Source organism: Catenulispora yoronensis, assembly GCF_039531695.1.
Classification (GTDB): Bacteria; Actinomycetota; Actinomycetes; order Streptomycetales; family Catenulisporaceae; genus Catenulispora; species Catenulispora yoronensis.
In genome coordinates this window covers 369788-386240 of record NZ_BAAAQN010000001.1, presented here as the reverse complement: position 1 = coordinate 386240, position 16453 = coordinate 369788, and the positions used below count along the sequence as shown (strand labels likewise).

Sequence of the window (16453 nt, the reverse complement as noted above, 5' to 3'; positions counted from 1 at the left end):
GGCGCTCGGTCCCAAACCGTCCAGTCCTGCCGCACACGACCTCCGGAAGCGCGTTCCGCCTCTACCCCTCGCTGATGACCAGCAGCAGATCGCCGCCCTCGACCTGCTGCACGCTGCTGATGGCCAGGCGCGACACGATACCGGCCCGGGGCGCGGTGATCGCCGCCTCCATCTTCATCGCCTCGATGGTCGCGAGCCGGTCGCCGGCCGCCACCGCGCTGCCCTCGGTCACGGCCAGCCCGACGACGCCCGAGAACGGCGCGGCCACATGCCCGGGGTTCGCCCGGTCGGCCTTCTCCGCGGTGGGGATGTCGGCGGACGCCGCGCGGTCGCGCACCTGGATCGGACGCAGCTGGCCGTTGAGCGTCGCCATCACCGTGCGCAGGCCGCGCTCGTCGGGCTCGCTGACGGCTTCCAGGCCGACCAGCAGCCGCACGCCCGGTTCCAGGTCGACGGCGTACTCCCGGCCGAGCCGCAGGCCGTAGAAGAACTCCGCGCTGTTCAGCACGCTGGTGTCGCCGAAGGCCCGGCGGTGCGTGTCGAAGTCCCGCGTCGGCCCGGGGAACAGCAGGCGGTTGAGGGCCGCGCGCCGGTCCGTGGCCAGCTGGTCGTCGTCCTCGGGCGAGAGCTCCTGGACCGGCTTGGCGTCGGCGCGCCCGTGCAGGGCCTTGGTGCGGAACGGCTCGGGCCAGCCGCCGGGCGGCGTGCCCAGCTCGCCGCGCAGGAAGCCGATCACGGAGTCGGGGATGTCGAACTTGTCCGGCGCCGACTCGAAGTCCTGCGGGCTCACCCCGGAGCCCACCAGGTGCAGCGCGAGGTCGCCCACCACCTTCGACGACGGCGTGACCTTCACCAGGCGTCCGAGGATCCGGTCGGCGGCGGCGTACATCGCCTCGATCTGCTCGAACCGGTCGCCGAGCCCCAGCGCCACCGCCTGGGTCCGCAGGTTGGACAGCTGGCCGCCGGGGATCTCGTGGTCGTACACCCGCCCGGTCGGCGCCGCGAGGCCGGCTTCGAAGGGCGCGTAGATCCTGCGGACGCTCTCCCAGTACGGCTCCAGGTCCCCGACGGCGCGCAGGTCCAGGCCGGTGGCGTGCGGGGTGTGGTCGGTCGCCGCGACGATCGCCGACAGGGAGGGCTGCGAGGTGGTGCCCGCCATCGACGCCACCGCGCCGTCCACCGCGTCCGCGCCGGCCTGGATCGCCGCCAGGTAGGTGGCCAGCTGGCCCCCGGCGGTGTCGTGGGTGTGGACGTGGACCGGCAGCTCGAACTCCCGGCGCAGCGCCGAGACCAGCGTGGCCGCCGCCGGGGCGCGCAGCAGGCCGGCCATGTCCTTGATCGCCAGGACGTGCGCGCCCGCGGCGACGATCTGCTCGGCCAGGCGCAGGTAGTAGTCCAGGGTGTACAGCCGCTCCGACGGGTCGGACAGGTCCGCGGTGTAGCAGAGCGCGACCTCGGCGACCGCGGTCCCCGTGGCCCGGACGGCGTCGATGGCCGGCCGCATCTGGCCGACGTCGTTGAGCGCGTCGAAGATCCGGAAGATGTCGATGCCGGTCTCGGCGGCCTCGTGGACGAAGGCGTCGGTCACCGCGGTCGGATAGGGCGTGTAGCCGACGGTGTTCCGCCCGCGCAGCAGCATCTGGAGGCAGATGTTGGGCACGGCGGCCCGCAGCGCGGCCAGCCGCTCCCAGGGGTCCTCGGCGAGGAAGCGCAGCGCGACGTCGTAGGTGGCGCCGCCCCAGCACTCCAGGGACAGCAGGCCGGGCACGGTGCGGGCGACGACCGGGGCGACGGCGAGCAGGTCCTTGGAACGCACGCGCGTGGCCAGCAGCGACTGGTGGGCGTCGCGGAACGTGGTGTCGGTGACGCCGACCGCCGGGCTGTCGCGCAGCCACCGCGCGAAGCCCTCCGGTCCCAGGTCGGCCAGCCGCTGCCGGGACCCGGCGGGCGGCTCGGCCGCCGCCGGGCGCGGCAGCTTGTCGTTCGGGTCGCTCAGCGTGGGCCGTTCGCCGTGCGGCTTGTTGACCGTGATGTCGGCCAGGTAGGTCAGCAGCTTGGTCCCGCGGTCCGCGGGCTGGCGGGCGGTGAGCAGCTGCGGGTGCTGCTCCACGAACGAGGTCGTGATGCGCCCGGCCTGGAAGTCCGGGTCGTCCAGGACCGCCTGGATGAACGGGATGTTCGTGGCCACCCCGCGGATGCGGAACTCGGCCACGGCGCGCCGGGCCCGGCTGATCGCGCCGCTCAGGTCCTTGCCGCGGCAGGTGAGCTTGACCAGCAGCGAGTCGAAGTGCGCGCTGACCTCCGACCCGGCGTGCGTGGTCCCGCCGTCCAGCCGCACGCCCGAGCCGCCCGGCGAGCGGTAGGCGCTGATCCGGCCGGTGTCGGGGCGGAACCCGTTGGTCGGGTCCTCGGTGGTGATCCGGCACTGCAGCGCGGCCCCGCGCAGGCTGACAGTGTCCTGCGACAGGCCGAGGTCGGCGAGCGTCTCGCCCGCGGCGATCCGGAACTGGGCCTGCACCAGGTCGACGTCGGTGACCTCCTCGGTGACCGTGTGCTCGACCTGGATCCGCGGGTTCATCTCGATGAACACGTAGTCGCCGTTCGGGTCGAGCAGGAACTCGACGGTACCGGCGTTGCGGTAGCCGATGGCGCGCGCGAACCGGACCGCGTCGGCGCAGATCCGCTCGCGCAGCGCCGGGTCCAGGTTGGGCGCCGGGGCCAGCTCGATCACCTTCTGGTGGCGGCGCTGCACCGAGCAGTCCCGCTCGAACAGGTGCATGACGGTGCCGTGCCCGTCGGCGAGGATCTGCACCTCGATGTGCCGCGGATCGACGACGGCCTTCTCCAGGAAGACGGTCGAGTCGCCGAACGCCGACGCCGCCTCCCGGGCGGCCGCCTCGATGGCCTCGCGCAGCGCCGCCGGCTCCTCGACCCGGCGCATGCCGCGCCCGCCGCCTCCGGCCACGGCCTTGACGAACACCGGGAACCCGATGTCCGCCGCCGCCCCGAGCAGCTCCTCGACATCGCTGGACGGCTGCGACGACGCCAGCACCGGAACGCCGGCGGCCCGGGCGGCCGCCACGGCGGTGGCCTTGTTGCCGGTCAGCTCCAGCAGGTCGGCGCCGGGGCCGATGAACGTGATGCCGGCGGCCTCGCAGGCCCGCGCCAGCTCGGGGTTCTCCGACAGGAACCCGTAGCCGGGATAGACGGCGTCGGCACCGGCCAGCCGGGCAGCGCGGATGATCTCCTCGACGGACAGGTACGCCCGCACCGGGTGTCCCGGCTCACCGATCTGATAGGCCTCGTCGGCCTTGAGCCGGTGCAGCGAGTTGCGGTCCTCGTGCGGAAAGACCGCGACGGTCTTGACGCCCAGTTCGTAGCCGGCCCGGAAAGCGCGGATCGCGATCTCCCCGCGGTTGGCAACCAGTACTTTGCGAAACATGGCCATCGCTCCTTCGGATCACGAAATCCAGGCAATAATGCCCTATCGCGGTGCTATCGCACTCGGCCGGTGATCCAGCCGACCGCGGTGTCCACTATGGGGCACAGCGGTCGGCAGCCGGCACCTGCCGCTTGGGGCGGCTCGGGCGGCTCGGGCGCCTCGGGCGGCTCGGGCGGCGATGTCAGTCCGCAGAAATCGTGATCCCTCAGAACCCGGCTCCTGGCTCAGGTCTGTCTAGTCGCCTTTGCCCGGAGCCTGGACGGCCCACAGCCGGCCGTCGGGGTCGCGCACCGTCATCAGCCGCGTCCCGAAGTGGGTGTCCTCGAACGGGCTCACCACCTCCACGCCCGGCCCCGGCTCGAACGCGTCGGCGTCGTCGACCTTCAGCACCAGCTGCAACGGCGTCCCGCGGTCGGCCGGCACCTCGGCGATGAACACCGAGGGGCCGATCGCGGCCCGCAGCTGCCCGGAGTTGTGGCCGGTGTCGAACTCCAACTCGTAGCCCAGCGACTGGAAGAACTTCGCGGTCCTGCCCCAGCTGTGGGTCTCGATGAAGATGGTGTCGATGCCCTCGGTCGTCATGTCCGCTTCTCCTTCTTCGATGGCTCGGGCGCCGCCGAGCTGTCGTCCCCGAGGTACGCGCGCAGCGCGGTCGCGACCAGCTCCGACAGCGAGTGCTCGTCCTCGATGGCCCGGTGCTTCACCCGCCTGATCAGATCGACCGGCAGATAGACGTTGAACTGCTTGACCTCGTCCGGCATGGCTAGAATGCTAGCAAGCTAGATAACCGACGGCAACTCGACCCCGCCCTCATCCGCCACGATGTCCCCTGTCGCCCGGACCCCCGCCCGCCCCGCCTACGAAGTACGAGGCGCCTGCGCCTGCCACCGCACCGCGACGCCGCCATGCTTGATCCGCCCGGTCAAACGAATACGCAACGTCTCCGGCGTGGCATCTTCCTGATCCCGGGCGATGTCCACCCCGGCGAACCGCGCCGCGAGCTCATTGGCGTCCACACTCATCCCGGGAGCGAGGATCACCTCGACACCGCCACCTCGGACACGCAGCTCGACGATCAACTCCGGACCACTGGGCACCGCCTTGGTCAGATCGAGAGTGACGCCACTCCACGCCGTCCGCACCACGAGCCGATGCGGCAGCACCCACCGCCCGTCCCGACGCACCACACCGTGCTTCTCCCGAATGGTTAGCTTCTCGACCACCCCAGCCGCCGGAACCGCCACCGCCCGCCCCGCCCCAGCCGCCACCGGCGCCACCCCCAGATCGGCAGTGAGCGCCGCCAACGCCTCATGCGTCCGAGCAGCCAACGCCGCCTCCACCCGCTCATCGAACTCGGCCGGGAACAACCTGCCGTCGGCCACGGCGCCACGCAGCACATCGATGGTGCGGTCACGATCGGCGTCGGATGCACGCAACGCGGGCGTATTGGGCTGGTTCTCCGACATATGGCCTCCTCGATGGGCGGGTTGGCGCGCAGCCACCGGCACTCACGTTATATCGCTACGCTTTCGCCGCGTGTCTGACAACCTCGCGCGACGTGCTGGCCGCAGGAGCTTGATGGCGTGGTCGGGGTCGCACACGCTCGAGTCCAGATCACCGTCAACCGCGGCCGCGTCAACGGCTGGACCAGCCACAATCGCGTGTTCGGGATCTGTGCGGCGGTCGACGGGGTGGCGCTGCCCGGGGTGCCGGGCAAGAGGTCTCAGCCTGTCCTGGCACGGTACGTACTGAGCGCTGAGTCGTGGAACACGGATCTCAGCCCACCCCCGTCCGGGCAAACGGGTGATCGCCCCGATTCAGATCCCTCCGCACGGGCATCCTCCGATCGTTCGAAGGCGTCACCGGCGGCGGGGAAAGGCTGGAGCACATGCGGCTGTTCCCGGCGCGCGCCGCATCCCGCGCCGCATCCCGCGCCACAACCCGTGCCAAGTCCCGCGCCGCCTCCCTGACCTCGTCGCTGGCGCCCTACCGCAACGACCCGGTCGTCATGTGGACCCTCCGCGCCACCGCCGCGTCGGTCCTCGCCTACGCTGTCGCGCTCCGGCTCAGCGCCGAGCCCGCGCCGCTGACGGCTCCGCTCACGGCGTTGCTCGTCGTCCAGGTGACGCTGTACGCGACGCTTCACACCAGCATCCGGCGGGTGATCTCGGTCGTCGCCGGGGTGTTGATCGCTGTCGGCTTCAGTGCTGTCGTCGGGTTGTCGTGGTGGAGTCTGGGCCTGATCATCCTGGCGGCGCTCACCGTCGGGCAGTTCATCCGGGTCGGGGAGTTCGTCAACGAGGTCGCGATCAGCGCGATGCTGGTCCTGGGCGTGACGCAGGCGGCGTCGCAGGCGTGGGACCGGGTGCTGGAGACGCTGATCGGCGCCGGGGTCGGGCTGATGTTCAACTTCCTGCTGGTTCCGCCGGTGTGGGTGGATCCGGCCGCGGAGTCGATCGTCGGGCTGGCGCGCCGGACCCGGAATCTGCTGCTGGACATCGGTGAGGAATTGGAGAGTCCGGTGCCGGTCGCGCGGGCGGCGGACCGGTTGCACGAGGCGCGCCGGCTCGACCAGGCCGTCGCCGAGGTGGACGCCGCGCTGCGCCAGGCCGAGGACAGCCTGCGGCTCAATCCGAGGATCAGCGAGGGCCTGCTCGCGCGCCTCGTCCTGCGGACCGGCCTGGACACGCTGGAGATCTGCGTGGTCGTCGTGCGGGTCATCACCCGGTCGCTGACCGACCTGGCCAAGCGGCGGGCGGAGGGGGAGCCGCTGTTCCCGCCCGCCACGGCCCAGGCGCTTCAGGAGCTCCTCGCCGACGTCGGCGCGGCCATGGTCAGCTACGCGGTGCTGGTGACGACGCCGGTCAGCAGCAGCGCCGAGCAGGCCGAGGACCGGCTGGCCGCCGAGCTGTCGCAGGCCTGGGACCACCGGGAGGCGGTCGCCCAGATGTTCCTGCGCGGCGTGCAGCAGCATCCCTATGCCTGGCAGCTGCACGGCGCGCTGCTGGCCGAGATCGACCGGATCCTGGACGAGATGGACCTGGAGCACCGCTCCCAGCGCCTGATGGAGGAGCTCGACCGGTCCGCCGCCGCCCGCCACGAGCTGTCGGCCCGGTTCGCCGGTCTCAAGCGCCTCGCCAAGGTCGGGGCCGCCCGGTTCGGACGGTCGCCGCGCGGCGACGGGTGATCGCCGTCACCCGCCCGATCAAGTTTCAGTAGGCAGTGAGCGGTAAGCAGCAAGCACTACGAAGCATCGGACACCGACTCCTGCCAAGGATCCCCACTGTGCCCATGATCATGGTTGGCATCGAGACCTGCCGCGATCCCGTCGTCGCCGCGGCCGAGCCGCAGCATCGCGGCCGCGACGCGCGTGGCCAGCATGCCGGAGATCGTCGCGGGACTCAGAAGCCTTCCACTGTCGACCACTTCCGCCACCGGCGCTTCGAGCGCCGGCCCGAAGCCCGCCGGGATCGCGACGATCCGGCGCGCCCCCAGCTGCGCACACCGCTCGGCGCCCTCGGTGACGTCGGGATCGCCGCCGTGGAAGGCGACCTCCACCCACGGCACGTCGGCCTGCGCCTTGACCAGGTGCGCGATCCGGAACAGCTCGGCGTCGTCGAACCGGTTGGCGGCGTTCGCCGTCAGCAGCACCGCCAGGTCCGTCGCCCCCAGCTCCCCGGCCGCCCTGGACACCGCGACCCGGAGCCATCCGGTCAGCAGCGTCGCGTCCCCGAACGGCTCGGCCAGCATCACCCGGCCGGCGTGCACGCCGCCGGTCAGCCAGGTGAGCGCCCGGGCGGTGTCGGCGACCAGCTGCGGATCCCGTCCCAGCGTCATCGGCACCACGCACACCGGCTGCGCGGAGTTCTCAAGGGCCTGATGCACGGCCTCGTCCAGCGGCTTGCCCGGCGCCGAGCGCAGCAGCGGCCCGTGCTCGGCCAGCGGTTCCAGCTCCACGTCGCCGCCGCCCTCGTGGCCGCCGACGATGATCACGGTGGCCTGCACCGGCTCCGGCGGAGCAGCTTCCGGCAGAACGGTTTCCGGCCGTTCGGCGTCCAGTCGCTCGGCTACCGCTCTGTCATCTCCGTCACCACTGCGCTCACTAGCCACCCTCCATGTCTAGCACGTCCGACGGTGGCGCGGTGCGCACCCCTGATCCGTGCTGCGAACGGTTCAGGCTCCGACGACACCGAACGGGCGAAACCCTGACCCCCATATGCCCCCCTGTTCCGCGCACTGCGGATGCGGGCCGCGAGACGGTTGCAGAGAATCAAACTCATATCAATGCGAGAGGCGTTTTACTGGTGGGAGCGACAACGGGACACGGCGCGGACTTCTTGGTGGTGGCCAACCGGTTGCCGGTGGACCTGGAGCAGCTCGAGGACGGGACCGAACGGTGGCGCCCGAGCCCCGGCGGGTTGGTGAGCGCGCTCGAACCCTTCCTGCGCAGCCGCAACGGCGCGTGGATCGGCTGGTCCGGCCGCGCCGATCTGGACGTGGACTCCTTCGACGACGACGGCCTGCTGATGCACCCGGTCCGGCTGTCCGCCGCCGAGGTCCGGGACTACTACGAGGGCTTCTCCAACGCCACGCTCTGGCCGCTCTACCACGATGTCGTCGTCCCGCCGGTCTTCGAACGGTCCTGGTGGGACAGCTACGTCCTGGTCAACCGGCGCTTCGCCGAGGCCGCCGCGGCCGAGGCCGCCCCGGGGGCCACCGTCTGGGTGCAGGACTACCAGCTCCAGCTCGTCCCGGCCATGCTCCGCGAGCAGCGCCCCGACCTGCGCATCGGCTTCTTCCTGCACATCCCGTTCCCGCCGGTCGAGCTGTTCGTGCGGCTGCCCTGGCGCAAGGAGATCGTGCGCGGGCTGCTCGGGGCCGACGTCATCGGGTTCCAGCAGCCCGGGGGAGCGCAGAACTTCCTCAGGCTGACCCGGCAGCTGCTCGAACTGGAGCCGACCAAGGCGGCGGTCCGGGTCCGCAGCCGCCCCGGGTCGGTGCCGTTCGACGGCCGCCAGGTCCACGTCGGGGCCTTCCCGATCGCCATCGACACCGCGTCCTTCGACAAGCTGTCGCGGCAGGCCCGGACGACCGAGCGCGCCCGGGAGATCCGTTCGGAGATGGGCGACCCCCAGCGCCTCCTGCTGGGCGTGGACCGTCTGGACTACACCAAGGGCATCGACGTGCGGCTCCGCGCCCTGCGCGAGCTGCTGGTCGCCGGGCGGGTGGACCCGGAGACCGTGGCGATGGTCCAGGTGGCCACGCCGAGCCGCGAGCGCGTCAACCAGTACCAGGCGATGCGCCGCAGCATCGAGGAGCAGGTCGGGCGGCTCAACGGCGAGTTCGGCCGGGTCGGCCGCCCGATCGTGCACTACCTGCACCAGTCGATGGACCGCGACGAGCTCGTGGCGCTGTACTGCGCGGCCGACGTCATGGTGGTCACGCCGCTACGGGACGGCATGAACCTGGTGGTCAAGGAGTACATCGCCACCCGGCACAACCTCGACGGGGTCGTGGTGCTGTCCGAGTTCGCCGGGGCGGCGGCCGAGCTGACCGGCGCCCTGCTGGTCAACCCGTACGACCTGGACGGGGTCGAGCACGCGCTGGAGCGGGCGCTGACCATGGATCCGACGGAGGAGCGGGGGCGGATGCGGACGCTGCACCGCCAGGTGAAGACCCACGACGTGGACCGCTGGGCGCGGTCGTTCCTCGACTTCCTCGATCCTGGCGACGCTTCGGCCTCGATCAGCACGCCCGAAGTCGAGGCGTCGCACTCGTGACCGCCGAGCCGCGGCCGTCGCAGCCGCCGTCAGCGGTGCCGTCGCAGCTGCCGTCAAAGCTGCCGTCACAACCGCCGTCGCAGCTGCGATCACCGCTGCGAGAGGCCGTCGCCCGCATTGCCCGCACACCGCGACTGCTCGTGGTGTGCGACTACGACGGAACGCTCGCGCCGATCGTCCAGGACCCGACGAAGGCGGTGCCGCGCCCGGAGTCGGTCGAGGCCCTGGTCGCGCTCGCCGCGCTGCCCGCGACGACGGCCGGCGTGATCTCCGGCCGGGCTCTGCGCGACCTGGCCGTGCTGTCCGGACTGCCGGCCGAGGTGCACCTGATCGGCAGCCACGGCGCGGAGTTCGACGCCGAATTCGCCCAGGCGCTCGGCGACGACGCGCAGGACCTGCACCGCCGGCTGGCCGCGGACCTCGAACAGCTCGTCGGCCGCAGCCCCGGCGTGTTCCTGGAGTCGAAGCCGGCGAGCATCGCGGTGCACGTCCGCCGCGCCGAGCCGGCCGTCGGCGAGTCCGTCCTCGAAACGGTCCGCTCCGGCCCGGCGCGCTGGGAAGGCGTGCACGTCACCGAGGGCAAGGCCGTGATCGAGCTGGCCGTGATCGAGACCGATAAGGGGCACGCCCTGGACGTGCTGCGCCGCCAGGCCGACGCCACGGCGGCGCTGTTCGTCGGCGACGACGTCACCGACGAGAAGGCGTTCGCCCGCCTGACCGACCCCGACGTGGGCGTCAAGGTCGGCGAGGGCCCCAGCCTGGCCGAGTACTTCGTGCCCGACACGGAGGAGACCGCGGTGATGCTGGCCGACCTGCTGGCGCAGCGGCGCGCCTGGCTGAACACGGCTGGAAGCTAGCACCGCGCATATGGGGCCCCCGGCAGGCCAGGTGCCAAGCACCTGGCCTGCCAGCAGGCCAAGCGCTAAGCGCCCGAGCCTGCTGGCACCAAGCTCTAGGCACCAAGCACCCGGCCTGCTGGCGCTCGGCGCTAAGCGCTTAGCGCCGAGCGCCAGCCGCCAATCAGCCCGACTTCTCCTCACCGGCAGCCAGCGACCGCAGAATCGGCCCGTACTCGGGATCGGCCAGGGCGTGCGCGAACTGCGCCACCAAGTAGTCCGCCGGATTGCCGGTGTCGTACCACCGCCCCGCGATGACCTGCCCGTACACCGCGCGCGTCTCCGCATAAGCATTGATCGCATCCGTGAGGTACACCTCGCCGGTGCGCCGCCGCGCCCACCGGACCGTGGCCTCGTGCAACTCCTCCACGATCCCCGGCGTGACGACGTAGCCGCCGATCGCCGCGAAGTCGCTGGGCGCGTCCGCCGGCTTGGGCTTCTCCAGCAAGCCCGACACCCTCAGCAGACCGTCCCCCAGATCCTCGTGAACCACCGGGACGCCGTACCGCTCGGACTGCGACCGGTCCATCGGCATCAACGCCAGCACCGGACACCCCGTCGCCTCGTAGGCCGCGATGAGCTGCTGCGCCCGAGGCACCTCGGCCACGAACACGTCGTCGGGCCACAGCACCAGCATCGGCTCGTCCCCGCCCAACCCCCGCGCGGCGTTCAACACAGGAGTGCCGTTGCCATAAGGGCCGTGCTGGTCCTGATACGTGATGTGGCCGGCGCGCGCGAGCTCGGCGACATCCTCGACCGCCTGGGCGTAGGCGTCCTTGCCGTCCGCCTGAAGCTGCTCCACCAACGCCGGATTCGGCCGGAAATGGTCCTGAATCAGCGATTTCCCACCCGAGACCACAATGGTGATGTCCGTGATCCCGGACGCCACCAATTCCCGCACCGTGTGCTCGATGACCGGCCGATCGCCGACCGGCAGCATCTCCTTGGGAATGGCCTTGGTCAAAGGCAGCATCCGGGACCCGATCCCGGCAGCCGGAATCACTGCTCTGCGGATGGTCGTAGCCACACCAAGGTCCTCCCACTCGCCGTCGAACCACCGGTGGCCCCGGCGGCGTACGACGGACGCTACCCAAACCCCCGCCCGGCGACACGGTGCGACACGCTCAGTCGGGGGAACGGCGCCTCGATCCGATCGCCGGGCCTCGGCGTTCGCCTCGTGCGCGGACCGGGCAGCGGCGAGCTGAAGGGTGCCGTGTCCGCTCACCGGGCGATGAAGGTCCCGGCATGTCGAATCGCCACATCGAACAAATCTTCGAAAACGCGGTTCACGGCACGCCATCTTCAGTCACGTCATCCCGCCGATCTCCTGCCATCCCGGCATGTCGTGAACCTCACGACGACCGGAAGGCGGCAGCCATGGAACATGAAGGCCTCCTATGCCTATCGTTGACACACAGTTACCGATCACGCACCGCTGAGAAGAGGGCGGGCCATGGCCATACCGGACGCGACCCGTACGGCCGGGCTGCCGGGGCGTGTCCAGATGCTGCGCCGGCTGATGGCTCAGGGCCGGGCGCGCGAGGTCATCACGTTGGGCGGCCTGATCCTGGCGCGTCCCGGGGACCCAAGGGACAAGGCCGTCGCGTCCATCGAGCGGTTGGCGGCGCTGTTCAACCTCGGGCAAGCCGGGTCGGCGACCAGCCACGAGACCGAGGAGCAGGCGGCCGAGCTGGCGCGCGAGGTGGGGTCGCCGACCGCGTTGGGGCACTTCCACGCCATCGCGGCGGCGATCGGCAACGCGCGGGGAATGTTCGACCAGGCCCTGGCCCATCTGCTCGACAGCCAGCGGTATCTGGATCTGGAACAGAACACCGCGCCGGCCACCGAACAAGCCTGGTACGACCTCGCCACCGCGCAGGGCATCATGGGGCTGAGCGAGAACGCCCTGGCCTCGGTGCAGCGGCTCAGCCAGATGGCCGAGGTCCAGCGGGCCTGGCTTCCGCCGCGCCTGGAGGCCGCGCTGGCGATGGACCACGTCGGCGACACCCAGGGTGCGATCGCCGCGCTCGACGAGATCCTGCGCCTGGGCCGCGCCCACGGAGGCGCCGCCCCCGGCGGGCTCCAGCACCGCGACGCCGTCTGCTACGCCTACGCCGCCGCTCGCCGGAGCGTCCTGGGCCCCGACGCCGACATCACTCCGTGGCGGCTGCGCCACACCGCGGACGACGCCTTCACCGCGGCCTTCGACCTGCTCATCCAGGCCTGTCAGGCGATCGCCGCGCACCGGCCTCGCCAGGCCCTCGCGCTCCTGGACCGGATCGGCCCGGACTGCCCGCTCCCCGCCTCCGAGCTGCTGCGGGTCCGCTCCCTGGCGCTGACCGAGGCCGGCGACGCGCGCGGCGCCGTGGAGCTGGAGCGGCGGTCCTTCCGGATGCAGAGCCAGCGGATGTTCCAGTTGCAGCGGCTGCTGCTGACGCGGCCGGCGGCGGACGGCGAAGGATGGGACCTGTCGGCCTACGTCCGCGAGGCCCTGACCGACCCGCTGACCGGCCTGCCCAACCGGCGCCACCTGGAGCGCCGGCTGGCCGAGCTCACCGCGCAGGGGCAGACGGCCGCGCTGGCGGTCCTGGACCTGGACGGGTTCAAGCAGGTCAACACCGTCCACGGCCACGTCGCCGGGGACCGGGTCCTGGAGCGGATCGCGCGCATCGTCGCCGCCACGCTGCGCACCGGCGACTTCGTCGCCCGATACGGCGGCGACGAGTTCGTGATCCTGCTGCCCGGCACCGCGGAGCCCGAGGCGCACGTGATCGGCGGACTGGCACGCTCTCGCGCCGCAGACGCCGATCGGGGCGAGCATCGGGTGGACGGAGCTGGCGGCGCATCACAGTCCTGAGGCGGCCATCCAGGCGGCGGATCAGGCCATGTACGCGGTGAAGCGCTAGGCTGGAGTGATTACGCCGCCGACCGGTTCGGCGCAGGAGACACACCCGCGGCGCCGACCGCCGCGACCACCCGGCTACGCCACCGACTCCTTCGCCGCGAGCGCCGCACCCGCCCCGACCCCGGTCGGGCACCCGGGATCGAACGCCGCCGCGACCAGGATCCGTTCCATCTCCCGCAGGATCTCCTCCAGCTCCTCCGGCGTCACCTTCTCCGTATTGACCCGCAGCAGAATGCTGACTGTGTCAGGCACCGGATTGAGCTCCAGGAACGTCTGCGCATCCGGAACATCCGTGTGCGGGCCCCACGTCAGCGTGGTCGACGGCAGCGCGCCCTGGATCTCCTCCGGCGTCGGGAGCGGCCCGGGCCGGACCGCCGCGAACTCCCGGCGCAGGTCGTTGAAATAGCACAACAGATCCACGCTCTGGCCCCGCTCGGCGGCCACCCGCTCGAACATCGACAACAGGTCGCGGGTGTCGAAGTAGGCGAACTTGGAAGCCTTCAGCTGGCTGCGCCAAGCCCGCAGGGCGACGGTGTCGAAGTCCGTGTCCGCCACGTCGACCACGCACAAGCACGTCGCCATCAGCGGCGTGACCGACTCCCGCAGACCCGGCCGGAACCGGTTGCTGACGAACGTCCGGATCGCGCTGGGACTCTTCCCCGAGACCTTGGCCAGGCCCACCGCGTACGCACCGAGCAGGATCGAGCCGGTGTTCGCACCGGTCCGCGCGGCGATCGACGTCGCGGCCAGGTAAGCGGCCTTCGAGTCGAGAACGGCCTGCCACCACTGCGGGGCCCGCGGCTCGTACTCCGTGTCGAAGCGGCGCCCGGGCACCGAGCGCACCATCTTCTCCCAGTACTCGACCGACGCCGCGCTCTGCCGGCGGGCCACGGCGCCCTGCTGCTGGCGCGCCAGCTCGAACGGCTGCAGGCCCGCGCGCGGCGCCAGCCGCTCGCCGGTGTCCTGGTCCAGGTTGTCCAGGTCGGCGACCAGCGCCTCGAAGCCGAGCCCGTCGATGGCGACGTGCGGATACATCGCGGTGAAGTACACCGGGACCCCGGCGCGCCGGATGACGGCCATCTTCACCGGCCAGTCGGTGGTGACGTCGAACGGCGCCTTCTCGTACTCCGACCGCACCGCCTCCGCCGCCTCGGCCGGGTCCTCGCCGGGCCCGATGTCGACGAGGTCCAGGGCGACCTCGCCGGAGGCGGACAGCACCTGCACCGCCTCGCCGTCGTCCCCGAACCGGTAGCGGGTGCGCAGCGACTGGTTCCGCTCGACGATGAACGCCAACAGGTGGACCAGGTTCTCGACGGTGGTCCCCTCGGCCAGGGGCACCGTGCCGCCGATCATCTGCCCGTCGCCCGCGAGCTGCATCATGCGCAGCATGTTGCGCTGGCCCCAGGTCAGCACCGACTCGCCCGACCCCGCACCCGAGAACGGCACCAGAATCCGGTCTCCCACCAGCCCACCACCGATTCTCGTCGAATTCGCCTATCCCGTGAGGACGGGAATCATCGTGAGACAGAGCTGGAGGTAACGTCAATACTCTGCTTTGACCGGCCGGAACTCGACGAGGATCTCCAACCCGCCCTCGGCCGGCGCCCGCGACCGGACGTCGGCGCCGTGCGCGGAGCAGATCGCCTGCACGATGGCCAGCCCCAGACCGTGGCCGCCGCCGGGACGGCCGCGCCGATTGTCGAGCTGCTGGAACGGCAGGAACAAGCGGCCCAGCTCCTGCGCCGGCACAACGGGACCGCTGTTGCGGACCCATATCCGGGCTCGATCACTGACCGACTCCGTCAGGACCTGCACATACCCGCCCGGCACGTTGTGGCGCAGCGCGTTGTCGACCAGATTGCCCACCAGGCTGCGGACCAGATCGGGATCGCCGGCGGTACGCGCCGCCTCGAACCGGGTCGTGACGTCGATCGCGACGCGGCTCGACGCCGTGTCGCGGCGCGCGCTGACAGTCTCCTCCGCGATCGCCGCCAGATCCACCGGTTCGCGACGCTCCAGACCGCGCTGGCTCTCGGCCAGGGTGAGTAAGGACTCGATCAGGCGCCGCTGGTCGTCCCCCAGCATCACCACCGCCTGGCACGCCTCGCGCAGGGTGTCCGCCGTGGCGTCCGGATCGGCCAGCGCCACCTGCACCACGGTGCGGGTCGCGGTCAACGGGGTGCGCAGTTCGTGGGCCGCGTTGGCGACGAAGTCGCGCTGCGCGGCGAAGGCGGCTTCCAGCCGGGCGAACAACGCGTCGAGCGTGTCGGCCAGGGCTTTGAGCTCGTCGTCGCGGCCGGCGGCGGACAGCCGGCGGTGCAGGTCGTGCGCCGAGATGTGCCGCGCGGTCTCGGTGATCTCGCGCAGCGGACGCAGCAGACGTCCCGCGACCAGCCAGCCGAGGCCCAGGGCGACGGCGAGCAGCACGAGCACGCCCGCCGCCATGTCCACGACCACGGGAACCGCGGATGCTCCGCCGCCTGCGTTGTCCGCGTGTCCCGGCGTCAGGGGCGGCCCGGTCTGACGGACCTGGAACAGCGCCACGAACAGCAGCAGCGAGATCGTCATCGCGGCCAGGAACGGCCCCGCGTACAGCCAGGCCAGGCGGGTCCGGATGGTCACCCGGGGCCGGCCGGACGCGGAGCTCGGAGCCGCCGAGGTCGGGGGAGCGGCCACCATCAGCCCCCGATCCGGTATCCGCCACCCCGCAAGGTGTCGATGAGCGGCGGATCGCCCAGCTTCACCCGCAGCCGCCGCACGGTGGTCTTGACCGTCGTCGTGAACGGATCCGCGGCGGCGTCCCAGGCCTGCTCCAGCAGCTGCTCGGCGCTCAGCGGCCGGCCGAGCTGCCGCAGCAGGCACTCCAGCACCGCGAACTCCTTCGGCCCGAGGTCCAGGCGCCGTCCGGCCCGGAAGGCCGTGCGCCGCGCCGGATCGACCGACAGATCCGCGTACTCCAACACCGGCGGCACCGCCGCCGCCGACCGCCGCCCCAGCGCGCGCACCCGGGCCACCAGCTCGGCGAAGTCGAACGGCTTGGGCAGGTAGTCGTCGGCACCCAGCCCCAGACCCGCCACCCGCTGCCGCACCGATCCGGCCGCCGTCAGCATCAGAACCCTGGTTCCGTCGCCGCCGGCGACGACCGATCGGCACACGTCGTCGCCGTGCACGCCTGGCAGGTCGCGGTCCAGGACGACGACGTCGTACCGGGCGGCGGCCAGCGCCTCCAGCGCCTGTTCCCCGTCGGCGCAGACATCCACGGCCATGCCCTCGCGGCGCAGCCCCATCGCCACCGCCGCGGCCAGGATCTCGTAGTCCTCGACGACCAGCACCCTCATCCTCGCCACCCTTCCACGCCCCCGGTGACACCACGGTGACAGGCGCGCGAACCGTCCCGTCACCGTCCGCCGCGTACACCTGCGACCATGGC

At 71.7% G+C, this 16453-nt stretch carries 12 protein-coding genes and 1 pseudogene; 4 read left to right on the top strand and 9 right to left on the bottom strand.

Translation table 11 applies throughout. The features are described 5' to 3' along the window. Nucleotides 1–61: 61 nt before the first annotated feature. The 4 genes from ABD481_RS01365 to ABD481_RS01350 all read right to left on the bottom strand — a co-directional run bounded on the left by ABD481_RS01365 (nucleotide 62) and on the right by ABD481_RS01350 (nucleotide 4908). Nucleotides 62–3442 (bottom strand): pyruvate carboxylase, encoded by a 3381-nt coding sequence (locus tag ABD481_RS01365; RefSeq protein ID WP_344663596.1) that lies wholly within the window; start codon nucleotides 3440–3442, stop codon nucleotides 62–64. Between the two features lie 234 nt (nucleotides 3443–3676). Then, nucleotides 3677–4024, bottom strand: a complete 348-nt coding sequence (locus ABD481_RS01360) for a VOC family protein (protein ID WP_344663595.1) — start codon at nucleotides 4022–4024, stop codon at nucleotides 3677–3679. After that, on the bottom strand, nucleotides 4021–4203 hold the full coding sequence (locus ABD481_RS01355) for a ribbon-helix-helix domain-containing protein (protein WP_344663594.1): 183 nt from the start codon (nucleotides 4201–4203) through the stop codon (nucleotides 4021–4023). The genes ABD481_RS01360 and ABD481_RS01355 overlap by 4 nt, the downstream gene beginning before the upstream one ends. 96 nt (nucleotides 4204–4299) lie before the next feature. Further along, nucleotides 4300–4908 (bottom strand): DUF1707 SHOCT-like domain-containing protein, encoded by a 609-nt coding sequence (locus ABD481_RS01350; protein WP_344663593.1) that lies wholly within the window; start codon nucleotides 4906–4908, stop codon nucleotides 4300–4302. Nucleotides 4909–5330: 422 nt separating this feature from the next. Here ABD481_RS01350 and ABD481_RS01345 point away from each other — a divergent pair, with 422 nt between their 5' ends. Further along, a complete protein-coding gene (locus tag ABD481_RS01345; RefSeq protein ID WP_425559084.1) occupies nucleotides 5331–6629 on the top strand; it encodes an FUSC family protein in 1299 nt (432 codons plus the stop codon). A gap of 56 nt (nucleotides 6630–6685) precedes the next feature. Here the strand turns inward: ABD481_RS01345 and ABD481_RS01340 are convergent, their stop codons facing one another. Then, nucleotides 6686–7447 (bottom strand): sirohydrochlorin chelatase, encoded by a 762-nt coding sequence (locus ABD481_RS01340; protein WP_344663592.1) that lies wholly within the window; start codon nucleotides 7445–7447, stop codon nucleotides 6686–6688. Nucleotides 7448–7746: 299 nt separating this feature from the next. Here ABD481_RS01340 and ABD481_RS01335 point away from each other — a divergent pair, with 299 nt between their 5' ends. Next, nucleotides 7747–9222 (top strand): alpha,alpha-trehalose-phosphate synthase (UDP-forming), encoded by a 1476-nt coding sequence (locus ABD481_RS01335; protein ID WP_344663591.1) that lies wholly within the window; start codon nucleotides 7747–7749, stop codon nucleotides 9220–9222. Nucleotides 9223–9305: 83 nt separating this feature from the next. Then, nucleotides 9306–10061, top strand: a pseudogene (gene otsB, locus ABD481_RS01330) (trehalose-phosphatase); the annotation flags it as partial. Between the two features lie 181 nt (nucleotides 10062–10242). Here otsB and ABD481_RS01325 read toward each other — a convergent pair. Continuing rightward, entirely contained in the window at nucleotides 10243–11145 is a 903-nt protein-coding gene (locus ABD481_RS01325; protein ID WP_344663590.1) for a UTP--glucose-1-phosphate uridylyltransferase, read from the bottom strand. Nucleotides 11146–11571: 426 nt separating this feature from the next. Here ABD481_RS01325 and ABD481_RS01320 point away from each other — a divergent pair, with 426 nt between their 5' ends. After that, nucleotides 11572–12975, top strand: coding sequence for a diguanylate cyclase domain-containing protein (locus tag ABD481_RS01320; RefSeq protein ID WP_344663589.1), 1404 nt, complete (start codon nucleotides 11572–11574; stop codon nucleotides 12973–12975). A 123-nt stretch (nucleotides 12976–13098) separates the two neighbouring features. On the opposite strand, the gene ABD481_RS01315 is transcribed toward ABD481_RS01320, so the two are convergent. From ABD481_RS01315 to ABD481_RS01305, 3 genes are all read right to left on the bottom strand, one after another. Then, nucleotides 13099–14487 (bottom strand): condensation domain-containing protein, encoded by a 1389-nt coding sequence (locus ABD481_RS01315; RefSeq protein WP_344663588.1) that lies wholly within the window; start codon nucleotides 14485–14487, stop codon nucleotides 13099–13101. Between the two features lie 78 nt (nucleotides 14488–14565). After that, nucleotides 14566–15702, bottom strand: a complete 1137-nt coding sequence (locus tag ABD481_RS01310) for a sensor histidine kinase (protein WP_344663587.1) — start codon at nucleotides 15700–15702, stop codon at nucleotides 14566–14568. Further along, nucleotides 15702–16361, bottom strand: a complete 660-nt coding sequence (locus tag ABD481_RS01305; RefSeq protein ID WP_344663586.1) for a response regulator transcription factor — start codon at nucleotides 16359–16361, stop codon at nucleotides 15702–15704. Before ABD481_RS01305 ends, ABD481_RS01310 begins: the two co-directional genes overlap by 1 nt. Between the last annotated feature and the right edge of the window lie 92 nt (nucleotides 16362–16453).

Excerpts from the sequence above, each read along its gene's own strand:
- ABD481_RS01305 (WP_344663586.1), bottom strand. The coding sequence starts at position 16,361 with ATGAGGGTGCTGGTCGTCGAGGACTACGAGATCCTGGCCGCGGCGGTG.
- ABD481_RS01365 (WP_344663596.1), bottom strand. The coding sequence starts at position 3,442 with ATGTTTCGCAAAGTACTGGTTGCCAACCGCGGGGAGATCGCGATCCGC.
- ABD481_RS01310 (WP_344663587.1), bottom strand. The coding sequence starts at position 15,702 with ATGGTGGCCGCTCCCCCGACCTCGGCGGCTCCGAGCTCCGCGTCCGGC.
- ABD481_RS01320 (WP_344663589.1), top strand. The coding sequence starts at position 11,572 with ATGGCCATACCGGACGCGACCCGTACGGCCGGGCTGCCGGGGCGTGTC.
- ABD481_RS01360 (WP_344663595.1), bottom strand. The coding sequence starts at position 4,024 with ATGACGACCGAGGGCATCGACACCATCTTCATCGAGACCCACAGCTGG.
- ABD481_RS01355 (WP_344663594.1), bottom strand. The coding sequence starts at position 4,203 with ATGCCGGACGAGGTCAAGCAGTTCAACGTCTATCTGCCGGTCGATCTG.
- ABD481_RS01350 (WP_344663593.1), bottom strand. The coding sequence starts at position 4,908 with ATGTCGGAGAACCAGCCCAATACGCCCGCGTTGCGTGCATCCGACGCC.
- ABD481_RS01345 (WP_425559084.1), top strand. The coding sequence starts at position 5,331 with ATGCGGCTGTTCCCGGCGCGCGCCGCATCCCGCGCCGCATCCCGCGCC.